Source organism: Desertivirga brevis, assembly GCF_017355835.1.
The window spans coordinates 471,280-496,073 of sequence record NZ_JAFEWF010000006.1 but is presented as its reverse complement, the minus strand read 5'-3'; the positions used below and the strand labels follow the sequence as shown (position 1 = coordinate 496,073).

The 24,794-nt window shown below is 39.8% G+C and carries 24 protein-coding genes; 9 read left to right on the top strand and 15 right to left on the bottom strand.

Features of this window, described 5'->3' with window-relative positions:
- Positions 1-46: 46 nt before the first annotated feature.
- Together J4N25_RS17425 and J4N25_RS17420 are read right to left on the bottom strand one after the other, a co-directional pair.
- Positions 47-1,042, bottom strand: a complete 996-nt coding sequence (locus tag J4N25_RS17425) for a glycosyltransferase (RefSeq protein WP_207423066.1) — start codon at positions 1,040-1,042, stop codon at positions 47-49.
- Entirely contained in the window at positions 1,039-2,820 is a 1,782-nt protein-coding gene (locus tag J4N25_RS17420) for a hypothetical protein (protein WP_207423065.1), read from the bottom strand. Before J4N25_RS17420 ends, J4N25_RS17425 begins: the two co-directional genes overlap by 4 nt.
- Positions 2,821-3,195: 375 nt before the next feature.
- On the opposite strand from J4N25_RS17420, the gene J4N25_RS17415 reads away from it, so the two are divergent.
- From J4N25_RS17415 to J4N25_RS17400, 4 genes are all read left to right on the top strand, one after another.
- Positions 3,196-3,750, top strand: a complete 555-nt coding sequence (locus J4N25_RS17415; RefSeq protein WP_207423064.1) for a carboxymuconolactone decarboxylase family protein — start codon at positions 3,196-3,198, stop codon at positions 3,748-3,750.
- 57 nt (positions 3,751-3,807) lie between these two features.
- Positions 3,808-4,224 (top strand): nuclear transport factor 2 family protein, encoded by a 417-nt coding sequence (locus J4N25_RS17410; protein WP_207423063.1) that lies wholly within the window; start codon positions 3,808-3,810, stop codon positions 4,222-4,224.
- Positions 4,225-4,243: 19 nt separating this feature from the next.
- On the top strand, positions 4,244-5,116 hold the full coding sequence (locus tag J4N25_RS17405; RefSeq protein ID WP_242695929.1) for a helix-turn-helix domain-containing protein: 873 nt from the start codon (positions 4,244-4,246) through the stop codon (positions 5,114-5,116).
- Between the two features lie 196 nt (positions 5,117-5,312).
- Positions 5,313-6,611 carry a spondin domain-containing protein gene (locus J4N25_RS17400; RefSeq protein WP_207423061.1) on the top strand — a complete coding sequence of 433 codons (1,299 nt, stop codon included), beginning with the start codon at positions 5,313-5,315 and terminating at the stop codon, positions 6,609-6,611.
- Between the two features lie 293 nt (positions 6,612-6,904).
- On the opposite strand, the gene J4N25_RS17395 is transcribed toward J4N25_RS17400, so the two are convergent.
- Entirely contained in the window at positions 6,905-7,105 is a 201-nt protein-coding gene (locus J4N25_RS17395) for a hypothetical protein (RefSeq protein ID WP_207423164.1), read from the bottom strand.
- A 247-nt stretch (positions 7,106-7,352) separates the two neighbouring features.
- Between J4N25_RS17395 and J4N25_RS17390 the strand changes: the two genes are divergently transcribed.
- On the top strand, positions 7,353-7,748 hold the full coding sequence (locus tag J4N25_RS17390) for a hypothetical protein (protein WP_207423060.1): 396 nt from the start codon (positions 7,353-7,355) through the stop codon (positions 7,746-7,748).
- A gap of 126 nt (positions 7,749-7,874) precedes the next feature.
- Here the strand turns inward: J4N25_RS17390 and J4N25_RS17385 are convergent, their stop codons facing one another.
- The 5 genes from J4N25_RS17385 to J4N25_RS17365 all read right to left on the bottom strand — a co-directional run bounded on the left by J4N25_RS17385 (position 7,875) and on the right by J4N25_RS17365 (position 11,614).
- Positions 7,875-8,633, bottom strand: a complete 759-nt coding sequence (locus J4N25_RS17385) for a hypothetical protein (protein ID WP_207423059.1) — start codon at positions 8,631-8,633, stop codon at positions 7,875-7,877.
- A 188-nt stretch (positions 8,634-8,821) separates the two neighbouring features.
- Positions 8,822-9,244 carry a hypothetical protein gene (locus J4N25_RS17380; protein ID WP_207423058.1) on the bottom strand — a complete coding sequence of 141 codons (423 nt, stop codon included), beginning with the start codon at positions 9,242-9,244 and terminating at the stop codon, positions 8,822-8,824.
- A gap of 297 nt (positions 9,245-9,541) precedes the next feature.
- The gene (locus J4N25_RS17375) at positions 9,542-9,946 is read right to left on the bottom strand and encodes an Sb-PDE family phosphodiesterase (protein ID WP_207423057.1); all 405 of its coding nucleotides are present in this window, start codon (positions 9,944-9,946) and stop codon (positions 9,542-9,544) included.
- 170 nt (positions 9,947-10,116) lie between these two features.
- Positions 10,117-11,319, bottom strand: coding sequence for a multidrug effflux MFS transporter (locus tag J4N25_RS17370; RefSeq protein WP_207423056.1), 1,203 nt, complete (start codon positions 11,317-11,319; stop codon positions 10,117-10,119).
- Between the two features lies 1 nt (position 11,320).
- The gene (locus J4N25_RS17365; protein ID WP_207423055.1) at positions 11,321-11,614 is read right to left on the bottom strand and encodes a DUF3861 domain-containing protein; all 294 of its coding nucleotides are present in this window, start codon (positions 11,612-11,614) and stop codon (positions 11,321-11,323) included.
- A gap of 145 nt (positions 11,615-11,759) precedes the next feature.
- Here J4N25_RS17365 and J4N25_RS17360 point away from each other — a divergent pair, with 145 nt between their 5' ends.
- The 3 genes from J4N25_RS17360 to J4N25_RS17350 all read left to right on the top strand — a co-directional run bounded on the left by J4N25_RS17360 (position 11,760) and on the right by J4N25_RS17350 (position 16,187).
- On the top strand, positions 11,760-12,647 hold the full coding sequence (locus tag J4N25_RS17360; RefSeq protein WP_207423054.1) for a helix-turn-helix domain-containing protein: 888 nt from the start codon (positions 11,760-11,762) through the stop codon (positions 12,645-12,647).
- 272 nt (positions 12,648-12,919) lie between these two features.
- Positions 12,920-14,206, top strand: a complete 1,287-nt coding sequence (gene tyrS, locus J4N25_RS17355) for a tyrosine--tRNA ligase (protein WP_207423053.1) — start codon at positions 12,920-12,922, stop codon at positions 14,204-14,206.
- A gap of 34 nt (positions 14,207-14,240) precedes the next feature.
- Positions 14,241-16,187 carry a KUP/HAK/KT family potassium transporter gene (locus J4N25_RS17350; RefSeq protein ID WP_207423052.1) on the top strand — a complete coding sequence of 649 codons (1,947 nt, stop codon included), beginning with the start codon at positions 14,241-14,243 and terminating at the stop codon, positions 16,185-16,187.
- Positions 16,188-16,385: 198 nt separating this feature from the next.
- Here J4N25_RS17350 and J4N25_RS17345 read toward each other — a convergent pair whose 3' ends face one another.
- Positions 16,386-16,979: a hypothetical protein gene (locus J4N25_RS17345; RefSeq protein ID WP_207423051.1), complete on the bottom strand. Its 594-nt coding sequence runs from the start codon at positions 16,977-16,979 to the stop codon at positions 16,386-16,388.
- Positions 16,969-17,484 carry an RNA polymerase sigma factor gene (locus J4N25_RS17340; RefSeq protein WP_207423050.1) on the bottom strand — a complete coding sequence of 172 codons (516 nt, stop codon included), beginning with the start codon at positions 17,482-17,484 and terminating at the stop codon, positions 16,969-16,971. Before J4N25_RS17340 ends, J4N25_RS17345 begins: the two co-directional genes overlap by 11 nt.
- A gap of 268 nt (positions 17,485-17,752) precedes the next feature.
- Between J4N25_RS17340 and J4N25_RS17335 the strand changes: the two genes are divergently transcribed.
- Positions 17,753-18,994 (top strand): PAS domain-containing protein, encoded by a 1,242-nt coding sequence (locus tag J4N25_RS17335; protein WP_207423049.1) that lies wholly within the window; start codon positions 17,753-17,755, stop codon positions 18,992-18,994.
- Between the two features lie 18 nt (positions 18,995-19,012).
- Here J4N25_RS17335 and J4N25_RS17330 read toward each other — a convergent pair whose 3' ends face one another.
- From J4N25_RS17330 to J4N25_RS17310, 5 genes are all read right to left on the bottom strand, one after another.
- Positions 19,013-19,414 (bottom strand): response regulator, encoded by a 402-nt coding sequence (locus J4N25_RS17330; RefSeq protein ID WP_207423048.1) that lies wholly within the window; start codon positions 19,412-19,414, stop codon positions 19,013-19,015.
- A 126-nt stretch (positions 19,415-19,540) separates the two neighbouring features.
- The gene (locus tag J4N25_RS17325; RefSeq protein ID WP_207423047.1) at positions 19,541-19,741 is read right to left on the bottom strand and encodes a DUF551 domain-containing protein; all 201 of its coding nucleotides are present in this window, start codon (positions 19,739-19,741) and stop codon (positions 19,541-19,543) included.
- Between the two features lie 105 nt (positions 19,742-19,846).
- Positions 19,847-20,935, bottom strand: coding sequence for an AI-2E family transporter (locus J4N25_RS17320; protein WP_207423046.1), 1,089 nt, complete (start codon positions 20,933-20,935; stop codon positions 19,847-19,849).
- Between the two features lie 274 nt (positions 20,936-21,209).
- Positions 21,210-21,539 (bottom strand): four-helix bundle copper-binding protein, encoded by a 330-nt coding sequence (locus tag J4N25_RS17315; RefSeq protein WP_207423045.1) that lies wholly within the window; start codon positions 21,537-21,539, stop codon positions 21,210-21,212.
- A 676-nt stretch (positions 21,540-22,215) separates the two neighbouring features.
- Positions 22,216-24,546 (bottom strand): PAS domain S-box protein, encoded by a 2,331-nt coding sequence (locus tag J4N25_RS17310; protein ID WP_207423044.1) that lies wholly within the window; start codon positions 24,544-24,546, stop codon positions 22,216-22,218.
- Positions 24,547-24,794 lie beyond the last annotated feature (248 nt).

The window sequence follows — 24,794 nt, the reverse complement described above, 5'->3', positions numbered from 1 at the left end:
GTTTCCTATTAGACAAAAAGGAATGGACGAAATATAGGCAGCCCTTCTAGATAGTTGGATTAACTAATTCATATTCTTGCTTTGAAGTATCAATATAAATTTTTGTATTTGTCGATCGCCTTCTTGAAGAGATATTTAAAAGTAGTATCCCTAAGATAAAGAAGCCAATACAGATTAGGGCCGAGTTAAACAGGCCCAATGAGATATTGCTTGCCCAGCCTAAAATAGCCTTATGGGATATAAACTTCCTATAAAATACCGTAGCCATAAGTCCACTAATGGCTAAAATAATTACAATAAAAATCCGCAAAAAGACCATGAGAAATTCTTCTGCATACTCTACAAATGACCTGAAAGCATGATGAATCAGACTGGTAGTGTTCATTTTCGATTTTCCATCGATCCTTTTTCTTCTGTCGTAAACAAGCTGTTTCTTTTCAACTTTTTGCTTCGATAAACATGCGGCAAGATGTACGAAAGACGTATTGGAAACCTTTTCTAATATACTTCTGTCAATCATACAATAGTTACCAAAATTCATGCTGCGTCCGGTGATAGCTCTGAAAATATACTTATATATCCTATATGAAAGCCTAAACCACAAGCTTTCCCGGCGCCTTCCTCTTACAACATTTACCACTTTATAATCGTCAAGGTAAACAAGTTCCCTTATAGCAGCAGGATCATCTTCTCCATCAGAGTCCATTACGATAAATTTATCTCCCGGCAATCCTCTTGAATACAAAAAACCCTGGTAAATAGCGCCCTGATGGTTACAATTGTACTTAAGCGTCAACACTCTAATTCCGACGTTTTCGTAGGGCGAATGGAAGGCCCTCAAAAGGTCGAGGGTGTTGTCTGTAGAGGCATCGTCAACTACTACTATATTAAAATAAAATGGAAGATCTTTAAGAATGTCCGTCAACTCCTTCAGAAATGCAATTACTGTATGATTTTCATTGAAACACGGAGTGATGATGGTAACGTTGTTTTCGTGCGGGATCATAGGCGGTGATATGTAAAATACTTTGATAGTTTTCATTTCCCGGAAAGGAGCTGACTACTTTCTTTTCTTATGTATATTTTGGTAGGAACACGTTTAAGCTTTATAGTCCTGGTACTTGCAGCGTTTCTACCACCAATGTTTCTATAGGCAATGGTGTCTAGGAAATAGTTTGTGATAACATAAGCTCTTAGTGAAGGATAAAAATTTGAAGAAGTATCCTCTTTCGTCAGGTCGATAATTGCTCTTGGCTTATTGGCGCGGATATCATCCAGATATCTTTTTTGATAATACTTAACCTGTTCCGGACTTCCAAGAAACCCCTCGGGCCGTTGACTGTGTGACTCCTTCGTCGCTTGAGTCATTCCCGTCTGCAGGTAATAAGTCCCATTGCTATTCAAAATGTCCTGAAAGCCGTAGACGAGAAGCTTATCTCCTGGTTTGCTATAATTACTAATCCTTTTACTTATGATATCATGGGGACCAGGTTCTTTTTCAGCAAGAATTTTAGAGACGATTGCATTATCGGGAATGATCATGCTGGCTGATAAAATAATGAGAAAGGCGGTTACCGTATTAGAAAGGCGAACATTATTTGATTGACTCAGAATAATATTAAGATAAAAAGCATTTATTAAAATGATCGGAGTGAAAACAAAGATTTGATAATGCGGAAATCCCCATCCCTTCCCAATCGCATAATACGTTGCCAGAAACAGTAGATGAGAAAACAGCAAGAATCTGATGTGACGATTCAAGATAAGGTGCTTTTTTTTTAAAAGAACTATGGCCCCAACGATGGGTATTATAGCCGCTGTAATATAGTAACCAAGAGTATCCTTCGAGTAAAGCAGAATAATCTTTGGAAGGCCAAGCAGAGTGTCACGAACTGATACCTTTCCGCCGTAAATTAAATTGTTAACGATATAAGATTCCCAGAAATGTACATAAGCGTTAAAGGAGAACAAGTAAGCCAGAACAATCACCGAAGGTATCAGCGCAAAAAAACAAAGAGCTAACACTTTCAATACCTTTTTTCGCGGGGCTAAAGTTCCTTCAAACAAAATGTTGGTTATAAAAAACACCCCGAGAATGAAGCCAATGGGCAGGCTCTGAAACTTTGCATAAGGCAGTAATCCAAGTATGAAACCGGCTGCACTTAGTAAAAGAAAAGAAGGTGATTTGCTGTAAGTAGCGTACAAGAAAATTACTATGGAAATAAGAAGCACAGAAACATATTCACTGCTGTAAAAACTCAAATCATAGTGACTTGTAAGTGAGAAGAAAATTAAAAACGGTAAAATAACGGTTTGAGCTACTGTCCGACTAAAAAATAGTTTAAGGGAAAGATAATTAAAATAGAATGTAGGAATAACCAGGGCAAGCATAAGAAATATTCTAACGCTCGCGTAAGACAAGGGAATATTTAGCAGACCTATTAAGCAAAGCGGATAAATGTTCAGGGGACCGCTAGTTGTACCGTCAACCGAAATCCAAAAGCGCGGATCTCTTAGAAGTGTTGCTGCGCCTGCAATCCATTCAGCTTCGTCCGGATTTATTTCTGAGGCAGCATAGATTGGAAACCTCAAAAGCAACAGGCAGGCCGCAGATAAAAGGAGAAAAACACGTTCAGAGCAAAACCATTTCCCGCAGCCTCTAAACTGTTGCCAGTAAATATAAATGAGCAAAGCTATAAAGCTTGCGCTGAAAAGACGCCATAAGATGTGAGCTGCAGAGTCGAGACCGAGAATCAAAGAGCCTAGTACTTCAGAAACTTCGCTTGGTTGTTCCAGGTGTTGAACCAGAAATACTTCCATAAAATAGTAAATTAGAAGTAACAAAAGAGATAGGGCTCCCTTGCCTTTTGGCAATAAACTTGCAGTTAACTCTTTGTAAATGAGTTTACTACTACCTTCCTTGAGCAACTAACAAAAAGTTTGGAGTACATTGTATTTTTCATAAGTAAAGAAGTAGATGATTACAATTATCAACTACCTTGATCTGGAATAGTTTTGAATTTGTTATTTTCTCTGGAGTTCCTAAGAATTTACCAGGTGCTGATTTCCTTATTATCCATTTCAGCGGTCATGTAGTCAATTCGTCCATGTACTTACCACCTTAGTCCATGTTACCAGAATTCCTAGTCGTGCACCTTTGTATTGTCAATGGTGACACAATAAAATAAACATACAATGCCACGTTTAAAAGCACTAGATCCACAAACAACAACAGGAAAATCAGGCGAACTTTTTGATGCTATCCAAAGCAAATTAGGAATGGTTCCGAACATGATGCGTACTATGGGAAACTCCCCCGCAGTATTAAATGGTTACCTTTCATTAAGCGGAGCCCTTGCAGAGGCTTCATTAGGAGCTAAAGTAGGGGAACTTATTGCTCTAACCGTTGCAAATGCCAATAGCTGCGACTACTGCAATGCTGCTCATAGCTTTATCGGCGAGAAGCTTGTTCATATCGACACAAAATCAATTACTGAAGCCCGTGAAGGAAAGTCGGCCGATCAAAAGATACAAGCAGCATTGACCTTTTCTAGAGTTCTTGTCGACAAAAAGGGTTTGGTTAGCAATGCTGATGTTCAAGCTGTTAAGGATGCAGGCTATGACGATGCAGCAATTGCAGAAATTATTGCTCATGTTGGCTTAAATATCCTGACCAACTACTTCAATAATGCAGCCCAGGTAACCGTAGACTTCCCGGAAGTGGAACTGGTTGAGGTATCAGCAATTTAATTTATGTTTTAAGGATGAGCTCTTAACTATTGCTCATCCTCTTAATTAACTTTGACTATGGAACAAAAATTTCCTCTTCCTCCCTTTACCCTCGAGACTGCATTAGAAAAAGTTCAACTCGCAGAGAATGCCTGGAACACTAAAGATCCGGAGAAAGTATGCCTCGCCTATACAGTTGACACAGAATGGCGAAACCGAACTGAATTTATAAACGGACGTGAAGAAGTAAAAGCATTTCTAAAACTAAAATGGGAAAGGGAGTTAGAATATAGATTGAAAAAGGAACTATGGGGCTTTCGGGAAAATAGAATGGCCGTGAGGTTTGAATATGAATGGCATAACTATGATGGCCAATGGTACCGGAGCTATGGAAATGAGTTATGGGAATTTGACGTGAGCGGACTCATGAGAAAGCGATTTGCCAGCATTAATGATCTCAAGATCAGTTTCCACGAACGTACTTTAATTCAGTAAAAAACTAGTTCCTATTTTGATGACTCAAACAGCGTTCACGCTTATCAACCCGCAAACTAATGCATTAGCATTTAAAATCTTTGAATTTGAGGATGATTCTTATTTTAGAGAGAAGCGGAATCATAATTACTATTCTATTCTTCTCGTTTCTGAGGGCACTGGCAGCTTAAAAGCTGATTTTTCAGAGCATATTTTCAGCAGAAATACTCTGATGTGTTTTTCTGTATATCAACCCTTTATGATCAAGGCTGATGGAGAGTTTAAAGGAATTCTTCTAAATTTCCATCCAGACTTTTTTTGCATTCATAAACATCAAAAGGAAGTAGCTTGCAACGGAGTGTTGTTTAATAATATTTATCAATCTCCCGTAATGCAACTCAGGCCTGAAGAACTTTCAGTTTTACTTCCTTTAATAAATCAGCTAAAATCAGAGATGCAGCATCCTGGGGTGGCGCAATATGAATTAATGGTCTCTTATCTGAAGATACTGTTGATTAATGCCTCCCGTCTTAAAATGGCTTACGAAGCTATGGATGTGCCCAAGACTGATAACGAGCCGTTCATTCTGCAAACGCTTAAAGATGCTATTGAAGAACACTACCGGACAAGGAGAAGAGCCAGCGATTATGCAGACTTACTAAATATTTCTACAAGAGCTCTGAACAGGATCAGTAAATCGCACTTCAATAAAACGCTTACAGATCTTATAGCTGAACGTGTCATCATTGAGGCTAAGAGGGAGCTATACCTAACCTCCAAGCCGGTAAAAGCCATTGCAAATGAACTAGGCTTTCCAGACGAGTTCTACTTCAGCAGGTACTTCAAAAGCAACACGCAGGTTTCGCCTCAATTTTACCGTAATACTGTAGGTTTTGCCAGGGCGGAATTATAAAGCCGTGATTAGGGTATGAATAGGCAGCTTAATTTTCTACTTAAGTTTTAGTAGTAGTACCAAGGAGCTCGATTCAACGTTTACAAGATCGTTTTTAAAAGCCTAATTAAGCTACATAATCTCCTACGCTCGAAATTTAAATTTCCTAAAAACTAGTTTCTAACCGCCAGCAATTGCAAACTCAATTAATAACTTTATGATAACTAAAACGTATAAATGTGCAGTCTTTGCACTGTTCACATTAATTTTTACTGCTTGCAAAAAGGATCAGGTTTCGGCAGTAATGTATGAGACTCAATCCACTATAACTGTGGAGAATGTATTAGATTCGAGACCCTTAGTGGAGTCGGGCACTTTTAAGGGAAGTGGTACACTTCCTGTAATTCTTCCGGGTCAGTCTATAAATATCCAATTTTCAGCCGCAAAAGGACAAGCTATCTCTTTTGCTACCATGTATGGTTGGTCTAACGATTTATTTTTCGCTCCCGCTAATCCGGGCATCCTGGTTTACGATGCAGATGGAAAACCTTTAGAGGGGGATGTATCGTCTCAGGTGAAGCTTTGGGATAACGGCACGCGTGTTAATCAGGTTCCCGGAGCTAATGTGAACCATCCTGGAGTACAGGATACTAAAGTGATCACTGAGATAAGGGGAATAGATGCACAGGGTAATTCATACTTGGCCGCGTCTTCTTTGGTAAAAACTATACTTAAGTACAATGGCAACTCTATTTTCACCCTGACGCTTCAGAACATCTCGGGTGGAACTGCAAATGAAACACCACTAAGTCCTGGAGTATGGGCTATTTCCTATATTGCGGGCGGGCAATTATTAAATCCTGCACCATTGTATTCAGCGGGCCAGTCAACTGCTAATGGACTTACCAGCCTTGCCGAAACCGGTAACACTCTACCATTGAAAGATTACTTAACATCCATCACCGGTATTTTTACCCCGCTGTCACCTGTACTGGTCGTGATATATAATGGTGTAGAAAATCCTGTTTATAAATTAGGAGAACCTGACAGGGGACAAGGGTTGGAAGCCCTGGCGCAGAAAGGAAATGCCGAAAGTTTAGCTACCTACTTGAAGGGAAAACCAGGAATTAAGGCCGTTTATGTGCTTAAGGCACCTTCTACCACAGTACTGCTTCCAGCTATCGAAAATCAGTCTGGAGGGAAGGTATCACAGGACATAACAGTTAGCCCGGGGGATCGTTTGGCCATAGCAACTATGTACGGTTTCTCCAACGATTGGTTCTTTGCAACTTTAGAAAAGGGTATTGATGCAAATTTTAAAGGAGACGTATCTTCATCTATCAAGCTTTTCGATGACGGCACAGCTGTTAATGAGTTTCCGGGTGCAGGTATTTCTCAGTTTAACTTAACTGGTAAACCCTCAAAAGAAAGTCTGCCTATAGCTCTCGTTCCCAATCCCAATGCATTTACAACTCTACCTGATGTATCAAAATTTATCAAAGTAGTTCTAAGATAAAAATAAATAACAGTTTGTAGGATAGCAGGCCCTTGTTCAAACGGCCTGCTTTTTTTCAATTCGATTATCGCCCTTTATAAAAATGGTGCCTGGCAGCCACTTAACCAAGGAACAGAAAGACTATAATGCCGTATAGCACTAAGCGTGATAGAAGACAGAATGTTTTATTTGACCCTCCACTTTCTTTTTTGCCGAATAGCTTTTATGTGCTGTTATTCTAATTTTTGTGGCGGTCCAGCCTGTCCAATTATTTCTCCTCCAAATTTTACCAACTCAAATAGTCTAGTTACACATCAACCGAGTTCGTCCTGGCTACAATAATATCCCTCAATTTGCCCGTATACCCAAAACCCTCCAAATTCTTTCTCTCCCCACTTAGTAGGGGAAGTTTTAATTAGTTGCCAAAAGTTCCAAACTTCTCCGTTCAAATCAGTCTCTGTCTTTTGGATTTTGTCGTAAAGGTTAGCTAGTGGTATGGGTTCCCATTGTATCATTCTTCACCCATATATTTCATGTGGAGTAATTTAACATTTAATTTTCATCCTTTTCTGACGCAATAACTCTTGCTGCTTAACAACATCGAATTGTTGTGTGCTTCAACTCCTCTAAGGAATATTAACTTATTCCTTAAAAAAACTAAAATTTTTCAACTCCTAAACCACTTGACCATTGTTGAGTATGCATTGTTTTAGCTTTTTGTTGCATTAACAAAGGGTGTTACGTAAAGTAAGAAATAGGATTATGAGAAAGATTCTTGTTTTCATGCTGATAATATCAGGTACATTCTGCCAAATTAGTTGTGATAAAGATAAAACATCAGATTTCAGTTTGGAGAACTCAGTTATTACTAAAGTAGAAGGCCCAACATCAGTAGCAGTGGGTCAGGAAATAAACCTGGAGGTAACCCTACAAGGTAATAATAGTTGTGCTGCATCCGGTCAATTGCAGGAAAAGGTTGACGGTAATACGCGCATAATAAAAGGAAGCGTAATATACCAGGGCGAAGCGTGCTACCAAGCTCTGATATCGATAGCTAAAAATTACACGTTCAAAGCCTCCTCTACTGGAAAATACGAATTTAAATTTGTAAAGGCTGATAAGACCTTCGTCACCCATACAGTGATGGTGACTAATTGAGGTTTTGAAAGATGTAAAGCGTCATAAACTGAAGCTTTAACTAATAATATACGAACCTAAAAGAATATCTCCCTGCGGTAATCGTAATAGCTGCTAAGTACCTATATCCTACCCGAGAAAAGCGTTTTATTTCAAGTACTTTTCCCGCACGAACATATACCATTCTTTGCTGAATTGTTCCTCGGTGATTCCTAAGGTCTTTTCCAAATCACCGTAATTCTCAATGAGTTCAATCAGTTTGTCTCTTTTATACTTCTCCAGGATAAAATCAATCAAAGTATAACCATATGTGTAGATTTTTTGACCTTTAGAACGGGTGTTCAGTTCTTTAATACTAGGATACCTTCCCTCTCTTAAATCTTCTAATTGTTTTGGGTCAATAAATTCTTTGGCTTCGTAAACACTTACTGATTCCCATAGCCAAACCGGGAAGGATGCGAATTTTTGGTCAAATTTATTAGAGTCAAATGGTTGAGGTTCGCGGTTTATAAGCAGCTGAAGAACAACTGTGTGCGTGAATTCGTGAACAGCAACCTTCTTGCTTTCTTCCAGAGAGCGTACTATAAAGTGGATTTCGGATGGCCCCAATATGTTCCCTGAGGCACCGAGATGCTTCGTTGCCTTAATATAATCCCATTTACGGGCATAGATATGAGTCTCAATATGGGTGGAAGGTTTAGTTTTTAAGTTCTGAGCGATTGTTAAATAACTCTCCTCAAGATCCGTAGAGATATCTATAATCTTCTGAGAGTCGATGCTGCTACTGTAAATAAAGGAGAAGTGTTTAGTCTTTTTTATAGTTCTATCCTCCAGCAGAAAAGAAATAGCTAAAAGCAAAAAAATAGCAGCACCAATTCCTGTCAGTACTTTCTTCCTAGTTATCATCAAAACAAATTTAAGTGCCTATTGATCTTAGAGGATAATTGGTTATTAATATTACACGAATACCTGGAAATAAATAATATATAAATTAAGATTTAGCTTACATCATCCAATTCCAGGCAACATAGCCTTTTACTGTATTAAAACCGGAGCTTTTCAGAAAAGTGCCAGCAATTTTTGGAAGGGCATAGTTAATGGCTGTTATTTATTACTTGTTCGTAGGCTCTCTTATAAAATGTCTTACTCAACTTTGTAACCAGCAGTCGACGCATTTGGGTATCATAGCATTCAAGTGCCTCTTCTCGAACACAACCCCCAAAAACAGTTTTAATTTTATAATCTCTTTCTAATATCTCAGCTATTTTGAGTGTTGGCGACTCTGACGATGTGAGTCCCCATGCCACTACGTGATAATTACCTTTTTCAAAGTCTTCAATCGCCAGGGCTTTCGCTTTTGCACAGCTTTTACATTTACTTTGAAGCTTTATGAACGAAGGATCAAAGTAGTTCTGGGGGATAAAAAAGAAATAAAGAAGCGCTATCGTAATAACTACTATCACAAAAACAGCAGACGTAATTAAGGTCCTTGTCGGTTGTCTTTTAGAATAGCCCACAACGAGTGGCTTTTAGCATATAAACGTCTATTCCTCAAATATCGAATATTTATGCAAATTATTAATACAATACATTGGCTTCTGGATAATGGGTTTAAGTGAATGGAGAAACCAGCCAATGGTGCCAGCATTTCCTCTATACGTTTATTATCTAGGAGACAGACAGAATTATTATCCCCAAAAAATTAAAGCAACAACTCATACCCAAAAATACTGGCATGGGTCATTGCTTTAACCTCTCCGAATCATGGAGAAATTGAAGAAAAGCGCTTAAGAATTATTTGATTGGTATGGGCCTTAATCTAAACTCAGCTCTTCATTAACATCGGTAAATAAATTTTCAACTCTAAACTCCAATGCTAGTTCTGGTGGAGTATCCCATACCGCTTTCAAAATCACTTTTATTTTTTCCCTAGGCTTCAAGGTAACGCGTCCCATCGGGTATTCCTCTATCATGTATTTTAATGAGGAGAGCTTTAACTTATATGGCACATCGGTATTGTTTTGCAAGGTTACCGCTACAATCTTCTCCTCATTACGATTTTTATATTCGCTGGTAACGGTTACTGCCGACCTGAAGAATGGTTCCAGCTCCGTTTTTCTGCCGATCAGTGTTTCATCGTAAAAAACAATGGTGAGCCTGGCAAGCAAAGCTTCCTTGATACTCTCCACACTTTTTTCGCGGGCAAGTACTAGCGTCATCGGGCGGTGATTATTCTTGTAACTGTTGTACTTTATCAATGGCGAACTCTGGTACCTACTGTCATTCGACGCTTAACACCGATTCAGGATATTTAAGCAGCCACCAATATTTCAAAAATGCCTCCGACTTTCTTTTCACAACAGTTGAATTACGAGCCTATTTTTAATAGTCAGTTAAATGATACATAAAATTTTGAACGCCACAATAAAAATAAGGTCATGACTGTACAGCCAAACATTACCATAGGCATAATTACCAGGCTTCCGTTATGAAGCAGACTGATTAAGCCAGATGCAATAACCCCGGCTATCATTTGTAAGCTTCCTAAAACCGCAGATGCTCTTCCGGTAGCCGCTTGAAATTCCTTCAAAGCAAGGGCAGTCGTATTTGGGTTAATGAATCCCACACAGAATAGAAAAAGAAAGGTGAATACCAATGCTAAAAATGCATTTGCCAGTCCGGAAACTGCAGTAATCAAAAAAAGAAGTCCGGTGAAGAAAAGTAGAATGGCCGCCCAATAACAGATCTTCTCGCTTGTAAATCTTTTCAACGCCACTCTATTGAGCTGGCTACCTGTAATGAGTCCGCATGCATTAAAAGCAAAAGCCCAGCCGTATTCACCATCTGTAAAACCGAATTTTTCCATGAAAACGAATGGAGAACCCGCGATATAGGCATACATCCCGGCATAGCTGATGCCACCAGCCAAAGTGTAACTAAGAAATGTAGGATTTTTAAGAACAGTCAAGTACTCCGGAAATATCTTTGATACCTTGAGCGATATAAATTTGTCTTCCGCCTTAGTCTCAGGCAAAAGCCATTTCACAGCAATTAAAATTGTTAAAGCGATTGTGGCCATAACTCCAAATACCCATGGCCACCCCAGTAGGTTATTAACTATTCCTCCAATAGTAGGTGCAATGATAGGAGCTATTCCCATCACCAGTACTAAAGTCGAAAGGATTTTAGCTGTTTCTTCAGAAGGGAAAATGTCCCTTACAATGGCCCTTGCTGCTACCATGCCTACACACCCTCCAAGCGCCATAAACAATCGCACAACTACGAGGCTGGTTATGCTGGTTGATAAGGCGCATAATAAAGCCGCAATAATATAAATGATCAAACCCGCTACCAGCGGTTTCTTTCTTCCAAAGCGATCTATGAGTATCCCGTAGGCCAGCTGTCCTATGCAAAGGCCCGCATGATAACTTGTCAGGCTATAACCGACGGCTGCAAGATTGGTATCTAAAGACGACGCAATTGCCGGGAATGAAGGCAAATACATGTCAATGGAGAACGGGCTTATGGCGATAAGTGCGCCCAATATCAGTATAAGGATATCATTATTTCTCCGCATAGTTATCGCATTCATGTTATAAACTTTTAAGCTTCTTCATGAAAAGAGGAAAAGTCTTTCCCAACTCTTCAAACAAAGGATGCTTCCTATTACGGATCATTACTTCACTAAATAATTTCAATCCGATAGCAAATTCTTCCGCCTGGGCCTGGTCCCCAAACGGGTCCTTCGCTTTTATTCGTTCAATAATTGCAAAAATTTCATCATGGTTCTCAAAATCCATTTTCAGCTGTTTAGGGCTACTAGTTTCCTCGTTAGCGGACTGCAGCAGTGTAAGCTCCAGGCGATACTTATTATTTCTTTTAATCATCAATTGCTTCAATTTTTATTCTACAAAGTTGGGGATAATGAATTACGTCAACTGATAATAACGGAATTAATAAGGATACAAATCGAACATTGTTTCTATTTCATCTGGGTTATTAAAATAAAGTTGTAGTACTTTTATTACTTGTATGAAAAAGAAAATTGACCGGTTCGAAGGGCTTTACGGGCAAACAGGTAGAGATATTATTCAGTCTCCCTTGTATTCTGAAAGATTAGAGACCCGCAGTCACAGTTTTAATTGGGAGATACGTCCACATATTCATCCCGCCCGATTGCAGATTTTCTTTATTGAAAGCGGGGAATTTGAATATCAGGTAGCTGATCGTAAAAGGGTTGTACAGTCTCCTTGCCTAATACTAATTCCTGCCGCCGTGCTTCATGGTTTTATTTTCAACCCAACTAACAGTGGCCGGATTTTAAGTATTTCTAATACCTTAATAGATGATCTTTTTCGGGAACGGGAAATACTGACACCCGTACTGGGCTCACCCCTATGTATAACTTCTTTTACCTCGAATTGGCCATGTGATAGGATTGGCACCTTGTTGGAGACAATCGACGAAGAGCTTTTTGGTGATCAGAAAGAAAGAGATCTTATGCTGCGTATTAACATACAGCAACTCTTTCTGGTCATCTACCGGTTATGGGTAAAAGATCAGGAAACGGAGCCCACTGAAGATCGGTTGGATTTGAAGCATTTTAGGAAAGTACAAGCCCTAATACGGCAGAAAGAGGGTAGATTAAATGTTGCTCAACTAGCAGAGGAGGTCGGAGTATCTAAAGTCCATCTTAATCGCGTTTGCAATCAGGTAGCTGGGAAATCTGCTGGGGAACTCATCCATGAGTATATTCTTAGTGAAGCTTGCAAGTACCTCAACTATACATCGTACAGTGTATCAGAAATAGCTTACATTCTGGGTTTTGAATACCCTAATTATTTTGCACGATTTATAAAAAAACATACAGGATTATCACCAGTAGAATTTAGAGAGAAAGGGGGAATTCGTCTGTCCTGACAATGGTTATTCAACTAAATTTTCTTAGTTTTGCTGCCATAGTGGAAACTCCCATTCTTCATATCGATTATATATATGTGAGCCCGATTCTCCCAGAAATTCGGGTTGTTGGTGTTATTCATACTCGTTGGAAATAACTATCTCTTTCAGCAGCCCTATCTGCTACTTTAGAAAACTCCTTTTATTTCTGTTAATCCCATACGTAAGTGTGTCTTACTTATGCGGAAATGGCTTTTTTGCCAAATACTCAAAATAAATAATCAGAATTTCAAATGAATTTTATAGAAGAATTACGCTGGCGCGGGATGATTCAGGATATTATGCCTGGAGCTGAGGATGAACTAAATAAAGAAATTGTTAGCGGTTATATCGGTTTTGACCCTACTGCAGATTCCCTTCACGTTGGGCACCTAACCCAAATCATGACTTTGACTCATTTTCAACGGGCAGGTCATAAGCCTTTTGCCCTTGTTGGAGGAGCTACAGGGATGATTGGAGACCCAAGTTTTAAAAGTCAGGAGCGCAATTTGCTGGATGAGGAAACCCTTCAGAAAAATGTGACCGGAATTAAGGGGCAATTGGAGAAGTTCCTTGATTTCGATTGCGGTGAGAATAGTGCCGAGATGGTAAATAACTACGATTGGTTTAAAGAATTTACTTTCCTGGATTTTATCCGGGACATTGGAAAACTAATTACCGTCAACTACATGATGGCTAAAGATTCGGTTAAAAAACGGCTGGATGGAAGCTCTGGTTTGTCTTTCACCGAATTCTCATACCAGCTGTTGCAGGGATACGATTTTTACTGGCTTTGGAAAAATAAGGATATCAAGATTCAGATGGGCGGCTCTGATCAGTGGGGCAATATTGTTACAGGCACCGAAATTATAAGAAGAAAAGGCCAGGGAACTGCCTTTGGCTTAACTACTCAATTAATTAAAAAAGCGGATGGTACAAAGTTTGGAAAGACTGAAAGTGGTGCAGTTTGGCTGGATCCTAAAAGAACCTCACCCTACAATTTTTATCAGTTCTGGCTAAACACTGCCGATTCTGATGCTAAAAACTGGATAAAAGTTTTCTCCGTAAAATCAAGGACAGAAATAGAAGAACTGGAAGCGGAGCATGCGGCAGCTCCACATCTACGAATTTTGCAAAAAGCCCTCGCTGCCGAAATCACCGAAAGGGTACATAGCAAACAAGCACTTATTACGGCTATAAAAGCCTCGGACTTTCTTTTTGGAAGTGGAACTATTGACTTTATGAAGGAGTTAGAGCCAAACGAAATTGTTAGCATATTCGAAGGTCTTCCGCGGTTCGATGTGAAGACAGAAGTTTTGCAACCAGGGATGGGAGTCGTTCCCTTGCTCACCGATCATTCAGGTGTTTTTTCTTCCAAAACTGAATTACGAAAATTGATTAGTGCCGGAGGCTTATCTATAAACAAAGAAAAAATAGAGAGCTCAGAGGCAGACATCAGAAGTGAAAGGCTAATCAGGGATCAATTCCTGGTAGTGCAAAAGGGCAAGAAGACCTACTTTCTTTTAGTATTTAACAAATAGATCAGAAACATCAAGAAGCCCATTGCCTTTAGAAATGGAACAACATAAGCATCAGGAACACAAGCTTTCGGGAGTAGGTCTTTTAATTAGCCTCGGTATTATTTATGGGGATATCGGCACCTCCCCTCTATATGTATTTAAGTCAATTATAGGAACCAGGCTAATTACTGAGGATTTGGTATTAGGTGGTTTATCCTGTGTGTTCTGGACGATGACTCTCCTCACTACTATAAAGTATGTAATTATAACTTTAAAAGCGGACAACAAAGGAGAAGGGGGCATTTTCTCCTTGTATTCCCTCGTGAAGAACAAAGCGAAATGGACGATAATTCCGGCAACGGTTGGAGGAGCAGCATTACTTGCCGATGGTATCATTACTCCGCCCTTTACAGTTTCTGCAGCAATAGAGGGATTGGCCATACGGTATCCTGATATTTCTACGCTTCCAATCGTTCTTGCTATACTAACGGCCATCTTTATTATTCAGCAGTTTGGAACAAATTTTATCGGAAAGGCTTTTGGGCCAGTCATGTGGGTTTGGTTCACCATGCTTGCAGTTTTAGGCATAATCCATATTGCGGGGCATCTGGAAATCATTAAGAGTATCAATCCATGGTATGCTTATCATATCCTAAGTACGCATCCTGAAGCTTTTGCCATAGTAGGTGGTGTGTTTCTTTGTACAACCGGGGCAGAGGCTCTTTATTCCGACCTTGGTCATTGCGGCCGGCCAAACATCCGTGTTAGCTGGATATATGTAAAGTCGTGTTTAATGCTGAACTATTGTGGGCAGGGTGTGTGGTTGTTAAGTCAGAAGGGACAGTATTTGGATGGTAAGGTGCCGTTCTATAGCATTATGCCCGAATGGTTTTTATTTTACGGCATTGCTATGGCTACCCTTGCCGCTATCATTGCAAGTCAGGCACTTATTTCCGGCTCCTTTACTCTTATTGCAGAAGCAGTGCGCTTGAACCTATGGCCGAAGGTAAAAATCAATTACCCGTCCATTCAGAAGGGGCAAATCTATGTTCCATCGATGAACCTTATTTTGTTTATCGGCTGTATGATAGTTCTAGCCTTGTTCAAGACATCAGAGAATATGGAGCATGCTTATGGGCTATCAATAACCATTACTATGCTGATGACAACTATTTTAGTATGCGTTTTCCTTAAAAAGAAGCATGTCCCCTATTGTTTAATTGCGATTTTCGCTGTTGTATATTCTATAGTGGAACTTACGTTCCTTGCCGGAAATCTTCCGCGAATAACACACGGAGGCTGGTTTACAGTACTACTGGGATCTATCCTTTTTCTGACTTCCTGGACTTGGTATCAGGGCAGGAAAATTCGGAATAGCCAGGTGAACTTTGTTGATCTCGAAAAACATATAGAGATTTTTAAAGACCTTAGCCATGATGAGTCAATTCCAAAGTTTGCTTCCCAGCTGGTGTATCTTACCAACTCCCATTTTAGCAACGAAATAGAGCAATCTATCATTTATTCCATTCTTCAGAAGCAACCGAAACGGGCAGATGTTTACTGGTTCCTTCATGTAACGGTCACGGGAGAGCCGTATACCTCAGAATATAAAGTGACACATATTGAAAAGGGAAAGATCATCCGGATCGACTTTCGTTTGGGATTTAGGGTGGCACCTGCTATTAATTTATTATTCAGGAAAGCTGTTGAAGATTTGGTGATGGCAAAAGAGGTAGATATTGTAAGTCAATATGCTACCATGAAGAAATATAAGATTGCAGGGGATTTTAAATTTATAATCCTTGAAAAGGACATTTCTAATTATTCTGTCTTCAGTGCTAAAAACAGGCTTTTAATGCGTTTCAATAATTTTCTAAGAAGGTTTAGTGTGTCTATTGATAAAGGCTTTGGGCTTGATATGAGCATTGTAAGTACGGAGAAAATACCCTTGTCCCTAAACAGCAGACGAAACTTGAGTTTGAAAAGGATTCCGGATCACTGATTCCTTATTCTGTAACATCTTTCCTTTTTCATGTGAAAAATCCAACTTCTAAACTTCCAAAACTGGGGTGCATTGCCAAACATTTTTGAACCTACCTTTTTGCCCGAAGAAATGCAAGAATATTGTTTAGTTTAGGAAGTCATGTGACATTCTAAACCTCGAGTTAATTAGCTTAAGTATATACTCCCCCGGATCATTTTACATGTTCAGCTCTCTAAGTATTCCCTCTGCCCTATCCAGGGATTTATTGTACTTACTAAATACCCAGCGCGTAAAATAGTAAAGGAAGGGGGCTGCAATTGCATACAGATACCATAGTGTGCCCGACTTAAACAAATCCTGATTGTTCATCAACTTAGCAAGTACGGGTATGATAGCCACAAAAAGCATTGCACCAAGGCACAAACTAATTTTCTGCAGTCTTATAAGACTTATCTTTTTCATGCTGTGATTTGACAAGGCCTGCTTGTAATTATTATTCTCGACATCGATGTAATCCACTTTAAGCATCACGATAAGAGATATTACAGGCAGTATGATGAGAACTAATACAGAAACTATCCCACAAACTATCAGATACCATGGCTCAAGTTTTTCAATTCCGTTAACAATAAATAATAATGCAGCCAGGCAAACTCCTGCTCCTGTAAATTCTGAAAACTTCATCTTCCTGAATTTATCTTTGTAATTCTGTTTAGTCATCTCTATTATTTTAGAATCTGTTAATTTTTCTTGTTTATCCATATCTGCAGATAGCTCCAGCCACTGCTTTTTTAGTTCATCAAAATCCATATCCTGCTTTTTCTATTTGTACCATTAATTTTTGCTTGATCCGACCTAACCGGGTGCCAACATTTGTTACCGTAAATCCTGTCACAGCAGCGATCTCCTCATAACTTTTTCCTTCCAGAAAGAGGAAAATAATCGCCTTTTCAATATCGCTCAGTTTCTTAATTTGCGCAAAGAGTGCCTGGTGTCTGTCCTCATTAGAATTATCGACAACGTCAGGTCTGTTAAGGAAGGCCTCGTCCATTTCAACCTGATTCGCTTTCTTCTTGCCTTGGTCCAAATACCGAATGGCCGTATTTAAAGCAATCCGGTACATCCAGGTGCTGATCATCGACTCACCTCGAAAAGATGGAAAGCTTTTCCATAACTGATAAACGATATCCTGACGAAGGTCCTGCTCATCCTCGAGGCTATTGGAGTACATTTTGGCAACCTTGTAAATAAGACCCTCATTCTCCCGAATGATTTCGATAAACCTTTTCTTGGCTTCACTCGAATTATTAGACATGCTTAATTAGTGTAGGAGGTTGAGCAAAAATCACAATTATTAGATTTTTTTTATCCTGCTTCTGCGGGGTTCCTCCCTTTTCGATGATACTCTTTTGCTATGCTTGAAATTCAGGCCCGAAATAAAAGCTCAAAGAGTTTAAAGCCTTTTAGCGTTAAGGTTCTTTTAACTATCTTCAACACGTTATAAAGGGTTTTATCTCATGGAAAGATTGCAGATAATGAAACGTAACCTCCTATAAACCGTAAAACTAACATTATTAAAGCTCATGAATATTACAGTAAAGAAGATATTTGCGGTCTTCCTCCTGGGACTTCTAGTTACCGTTACAGATTCTCTCTTTCATTTTTTTATTTATCCAACCGGCCAGGGGAGTTTCACGAGCGTTGTCCTTTCTGACTTACTTGCAATAGGGTTTTTGATAGTAACAATAGGGTTAATGTTACGTTGGACAAGTGGAATAAGCGTTTTGAGGTCTTTTTATCCAATGTTATTTGCTAAGCATCCAGATCCTATGTGGATCTATGACTTAAATAGTTTGGCGTTTCTAGACGTTAATGAGGCTGCCATTGCAACCTATGGCTACAGCAAAGCTGACTTTTTATCTATGACTTTAAAAGATATTAGGCCTCCTGCAGAACTGGAACGTTTTAACCACGCGATTAATTCACTTGAAGGGGAATATAAAAAGTCTAAAACCTGGGTTCATCAAAAAAAAGATGGCCAGTTGCTTTATGTAACAATTACTTCAAATGAGATTCTGTTTAAGGGAAGGCATTGCCGGTTGGTAGTAGTTCACGATATAACCAGTCATAAAGTTTATGAAAAAGAGTTACAGACCGCTTACAATAGTGAAAAAGAATTACGCACTGAGCTTGAGAAGAATATGTTGCTAGTGGAGGTAACCCTCAAGGAGAAAGAACAGTTAGCGGAGATCATCCGGAAGATTCAAAATATGGTTATGATCACTGATCCGATGGCTAACATCATTTGGGTTAATGATGCTTTTACCAAAGAAACAGGGTATCACCTGGATGAGATAAAAGGAAAAAATGTGAACTTGTTGCACGGACCTGAAACTAATAAGGATACGCAGGAGCAGATAATGGCTTCACTAGCAGCCGATGACAACAAAAGTTTTGAGATATTAAACTACCGAAAAGATGGCTCTGCCTACTGGGTTGAATTGCGTATTTCAGCAATTTATAACAGCAATGGTGAAATAGTGGAGTATATTTCTATTCAAAGTGTGGTGAGTGAAAGAAAAGAGAAGGAGCGGAAGATCCAGGAACAACACGAAGCATTAAGAAACCTTGCCTGGCTAAATTCTCATCAGTTAAGGAAGCCTGTAGCCTCAATTATTAGTTTAGCAAATATTGCCGCGGAGCTAGACTGCAATGAAGATTGCAGGGAGATTAATTCTTTGATTAAGAAGTGTGCGGAGGATTTAGACTCTTCGGTGCGAGAAATGAACAGGCAGATTAACAGCACGGAAACTTTTAATTCATAACCCGCTATTGTTTATTCATTATGCGGCTTTGGATACTAAATTAACTATCCCCTCTATGTCACCCAAGCTTAAAGGCTTTTGAACGTAACCATTTGCTTTACAACCTTCAGCAACCTTTTCCAGATTCTGAATACCCGAAATTAGAATAACGGGAGTGGTTCGTAGTTCATTTATAGACTTTAGAATAGTACAAAGATCACTTCCCCGCACCCCCACTAAATATTCATCAAGTATAATTACATCCGGAGAGATCGATATTATATTCGAGATGGTATCTGATTTCCAAGTGGTAAATGGGAACGTTGCGAATCCTTCATTTTCCATCAATTTCTTAATAAGCTTAAGGCTAGATGGGTCGTCATCAATAACCAGGACTTTTTTCAAACTTGTCATACCTATTTCACAAATACGACTAACCATGATTTTAGTTACAAAAAGATCACGTTTTAACACCTATTAACACTAGTTTAATAGAAAATTGTAGGCTGTCCCATAGTGCAGTTATTCAATATCCTCCCACTGCTTAAGCATCATCAAGAATAAACCTCAACGGGGATTAGCAGGTAGAGGCATCCAATGACTAATATTTTTTAATATTGCTCCATCCACTGCTCGGATAAAATGGCCCGTGTCTCTAAAATAATATCCAATCCACTGACCATCTTTTTCATCAAACAGAAGAACATCAATAAGATCTTCGGGGATTGTTGTTCCTACAGGTATCCAGGTAAAATTTTGCGCATCCATATTGTCGAAACCTTAAGCTTACCGGCTTGCTTTTATTTTAGCAAAAACCAGTAATTATACATGTTTTGCTGGATAACTACCTGGAAGCTGAATAGAGTTCCCTGCTCATTTGCTCTTAAACAAGTTCTTAATTTTAAGCACCCAACCGGGTTCATCAATATCATTGTCTAACAAAAAGCTAAACGGATGAAGCGCAGGTAAATGATCGCACACAATTTTAAGGATCGCAAACATCGGAATAAACAACACCATTCCTGCGATACCCCAAACCATCTCCCCTAACACAATAGCAACAATGGTAGAAAATGGACTTATATCAAGGCTCTCTCCCTCTACCAATGGCTCTATGATATTGTTATCAATAATTTGAGCGACTACCAGGATGATCACCACAGGAAGAAGGATACCCGAAGAACCTCCAACCAAGGCCATAGCTACGGGAAAAATACCTCCAATTATAGAACCTACATAGGGAATTATTGTTGGAATAACGGCTACAAGAGCAACCAGAGGGCCATTGGGGAGACCAACAATAGTAAACCCGATCATATAAAATATAGCAAGAAACGCCATTGAGATCAGTCGCCCTATTAAGTACTGCGAAGCAACCTTCCTGATTTCGTCTAACTCTTTTTTGGTTTCCGATCGGCTTTCTTCATTTACAAGCTTCAGGAAAAACTCTTGATATTTATCGCGTTTCCATAAAAGGAAGAAGGAATAAAGTAAAACCAACACAAAACCTGTAAGCATACTGGTGAGACTGGAAAAAAAGGACTTTCCGAAAGATCCCGACGATGAGGAGGAGGCTTTCTTCATCCCCCTTTGCAGATATGATTGCTGTTCTTGTGGAGATAGTCCGTACTTACTTTCAATCCAGGTTTGCAGTTGCTGCAGCATTTCCTGGCCTTTGGCCTGCATCTTTGGCAAATCCTGGGATAAGCTTACCCCCTGCGCTGCGATTACACCAAGAATAAGTGCTACAAAAAGTACAATAACCAATACCCCAATTAAACTCGACCAGATACGACTCATCCCCCACTTTTCAAGGCGGTTACTAAGTGGCACCAATAACATCACCAATAATATGCTTAAAAAAAGCGGGATAAGAAAAGCCTTGCCAAAATACAAGATAACGGAAATAAAAATGATCATCATCAGTATGGCGTTAATTCGATAAATTGGAATGCTTTTCATCTTCAGGTTGATTTTTTCAGAAATAACTTCTACAATACTTTAAGGTTTCAATTGGCCACACTAAATTTCCTTTAGACTTCCAATTTATCGAACAGTTCCATAAACTCATCTTTCAATTGAGGAAGACTTGTAATCCTAAATGTTCCAAATCTTCATCCAGCTTTTGTGCAGGTTTTGATGGTCGTGTAAAGCCTTTTTATTTAAAATGAATATTCGAGCAATCTCAAGAAAAAGGGTTCCCCTTGTTACAGGGGATTGATGGTGAACTAGAAATTTAGGCAGCCATTTTTCTGCATTCCTCAGCACATGCCTTGCACATTCTGGCACATTCCTGGCAATGCTCCATCTGGTGCTTGCTACACTCCTCCCCACAAGCTTCGCAAATAGCAGCACAAATTGCGCAAAGTTCTTTCGCCTGTGGACTTCCCATACTCATCAGTTGAGCAGAAGCATAACAAATAGCTGAACATTGCATATCCAGTTCTATACATCGTGCCATCATTTTAACATCGTCTTCCCTTGTGCATGAGCTTGCACAATGATTACAAACGGCTGCGCACTGAAGGCAAGCATCAATACATGTTTTCCATTCGTGGTATCCCATAACTTTTCATTTTAGATGTAACGGTTTAACAGGATGAGAAAGTCATGGTTTAGATTAATTGAGAAAGCAGTAAAACAGCGAAGCAATACTATAAAGCCTAAGAGAATAAGGCCCAAAGGCGGTGTAGAAAAGGCCATTAATAGTCGGTGTAATGCAGAGCTGCTTCCTGCCCTTTCCTAAACCTGGAGCCCTTACATTAACGAGATCGTCTAATTAGATGTAAAAATCCTGCAAAGCAATACGGCTACTCTAAGGGATAATAGTCAATTGCACCATTCACTGCCAGAACCTTATTTAACGCTTCCAGAAGTATCCTTACCAGAAGGTAGATACCTTTTGTTCCTCGTTTCAGCCAACGGCAAAAAGTAACACGTACGTACTACGGAGGCCGAATAGCAGTAACTGCCTAAGGAATTGGGCTTCCTGGAAACGGGGAGCCCATCCTTAAATCCTTTAATAATCAAAGCTAATGGCAAAAGAGGTCAGAGCAGGAAACAAAGAGCGAGTGGTAATAAACCGAATTTAGTTTTATTCAATCTATCATTCGCTCATCGGTTCATTCAATTATTCTAAAAAAGATGGAAAGCTTAGTCTTGTTGGGCGTATCGAAAGCCTTTCATTCTTCGCATGCCCGGATGTATTACCTTTTAAGAGGAGCTGCTTGGTTCCGCTCCTTTTATTGATTATTTGTATGTATAGGCAATTCAAAATAAAAGGTTGAACCTTTGCCCAATTCGCTTTCTGCCCAGATTTCTCCCTGGTGACGTTTTACGATCTCACAGCAAAGGTAAAGTCCGATACCGAAACCGGCTATATTGCCGTTACTCGTGTTCTTTGCACGGTAGTAACGTTCAAATAGCTTTGGCAGATCCTCCTGATTGATACCCATGCCTTCATCCTGCACGCTTATTATTGCTTTTCCCTGTTTCGTTACACAGGCAATTTTGATTGCGCTTTCGAAAGGCGAATATTTAACGGCGTTACTGATCAGGTTAGTGATCACCTGGCCGATCTTGTCCTTGTCTGCATTGACCAGAGTTTCTTCCACGGGAGCAAAGACAATGTGGTGGGTATCCACCTGGGCCATGATCTCTTCTTCGATGTCTTTAAGCAATCCTGCCAGGTCAAACAGTTGTGGTTCTATATGTATCTTACTGGACTCCAACCGCGATACGTTAAGAAAACCGTTGATGAGCGTTTTCATCTTCCCTGCTTGCTTGGTTGCTTTTCCTAACATCCCAACTGCCAGATCATCTCCCCTTTGCCTCGCCCTTCTTTCCAATATCTGTATATAGCTGCTCAAAGAGGTTAGCGGAGTCTTTAATTCATGACTAACCATGCTTATGAAATCGTTCTTGCGCTGCTCGTCTTCCTTTCGCTCCGTAATATCAATAAATGAACCGATGAAGCCTGCAAAGGACCCGTCTGGTTTAAAACGAGGAGTGGCAAAGGCATATAACCAACGGTATTCGCCGCTTGCACTCAGTATTCTGTATTCACCTGTGTAAGGAGCCTGATTTTTAACCGCATCAAGGTATAGATTAAGATATGCATCTTTATCCTCGGGATGGATCAGTTCTGACCAGCCGTAGGCCAGCAGTTCCTCTGTTGTTTTGCCGGTCAACTTCGACCATGCCTGGTTGAAATAAGTTACATTACTTGTTTCATCGCCTACACCGATTAATATTCCTGAGCTTTCGGCCATGGTGCGGAAACGTTCCTCGCTTTCTGCAATGGCTGCCTCTGCATTCTTGATATCTGTAATGTCTCTCGTTGTTCCTGGCACTGCTATAACTTCTCCACTCTCATCAAATAGTGGTGTAAGGATATAGTCGTAGATTCGCCTGCCTAATGTTGCGTGTGGGAACGATACTTCTCCGCGAATAGGTTTTTTGGTAATTCTCACCTGATCGATCTCCCGCTCATGCATCTTGGCATGCCATTCTTCATAGCCATTTTCGCGCAAGCCTTTTCCAACTGCTGTTTCCCAGGTTTTACCCCACATATTCAACAAGGCTTTATTGGCATAAATAAATTTATAGTCGAGATCAAGTACGTACATCAGATCGGGTGTACCAGAAGTTATTGCCTCGTATAATTGTTTCTGCTTTTCTAGAGCATCCTTAGTGGCCTGTAAAGCTACTTCCGTTTGCTTTCGCTCCGTAATGTCTGTAAACATCCCTACAGAACCGGTTACATTTCCCTCGGCATCGGTGATGGGTGCAGCATTCATTGTTAAATACATTCGACTAGAGCCAGGCCGTTCAATTGCGAATTCAAAGTTGAACACGGGCTTTCCTGTAGCCATTGCTACCATGGTGGGATGTTCATCATCGGCCATGGGTCTGCCGTCTAAATGCACATTGTACCATTCTGGAGAATTGCTCCGCCGTTCAGGAAACCGTGCACTATCTGTACTCAGGATCTGATGTGCCATCGGATTGCTATAAATTATCTTTCCAGTAGTATCGGTTATCCCTACCCCTTCGGCCATGTGATCGAATACCCGTTGCAACTGTTGCTCGTTCTCCTGGATCAGCTGGTTATTGCGTGTGGTTTCTGTACATACAACAAGTATACCTTCAGGCCTGCCATCATTTCCCCTAATTGGACTATAAGAGAACGTCCAATAGATATTATCTAATTTTCCGTTACGATAGATGGGGATTAGCTGGTCCTCAAGATACACACTATTACCCGTTTCCAACACGCCTTCGATCATCGGACTGATTACAGACCAAACTTCCGGCCAGCAGTCCTCTCCTTTTTGGCCTAGTGCGTCCGGGTGCTTGCTGCCATTTGCACCGCCCAAAATATCTTTATAAGCATCGTTGTACAGCTGAATCTTATCCTGGCCCCACCAAATAAACATGGGGAAGCGCGAATCCAGCATTATATTAACGGAAGTGATTAAAGGTGTAGGCCATTGATCAATTGAACCCAATGCAGTTCCTGACCAATCATTTTCTTTGATCCGGTCGGCCATTTCGCCTTTTGCAAATATCAAATTTGCTTGTTTGATTGAGGAATGCATAAAACATTTGCAAAATACTATAATTCATTAAAATGTTTTCTTCTGGAAGTGGAATTAATACATCTATACCTATTCCACCTCCTCGAGATTCAGCTATTCATATTTAGGTCTCCTGCAGAAGGATATTCTTTAAAGCCAGCACTGGAAAAGGTTTGGTGCATTAACAAATGAAAATAATTAAAAACCCTTTCAGTATTAGAAGGTTAGAAACATCGTCGCAC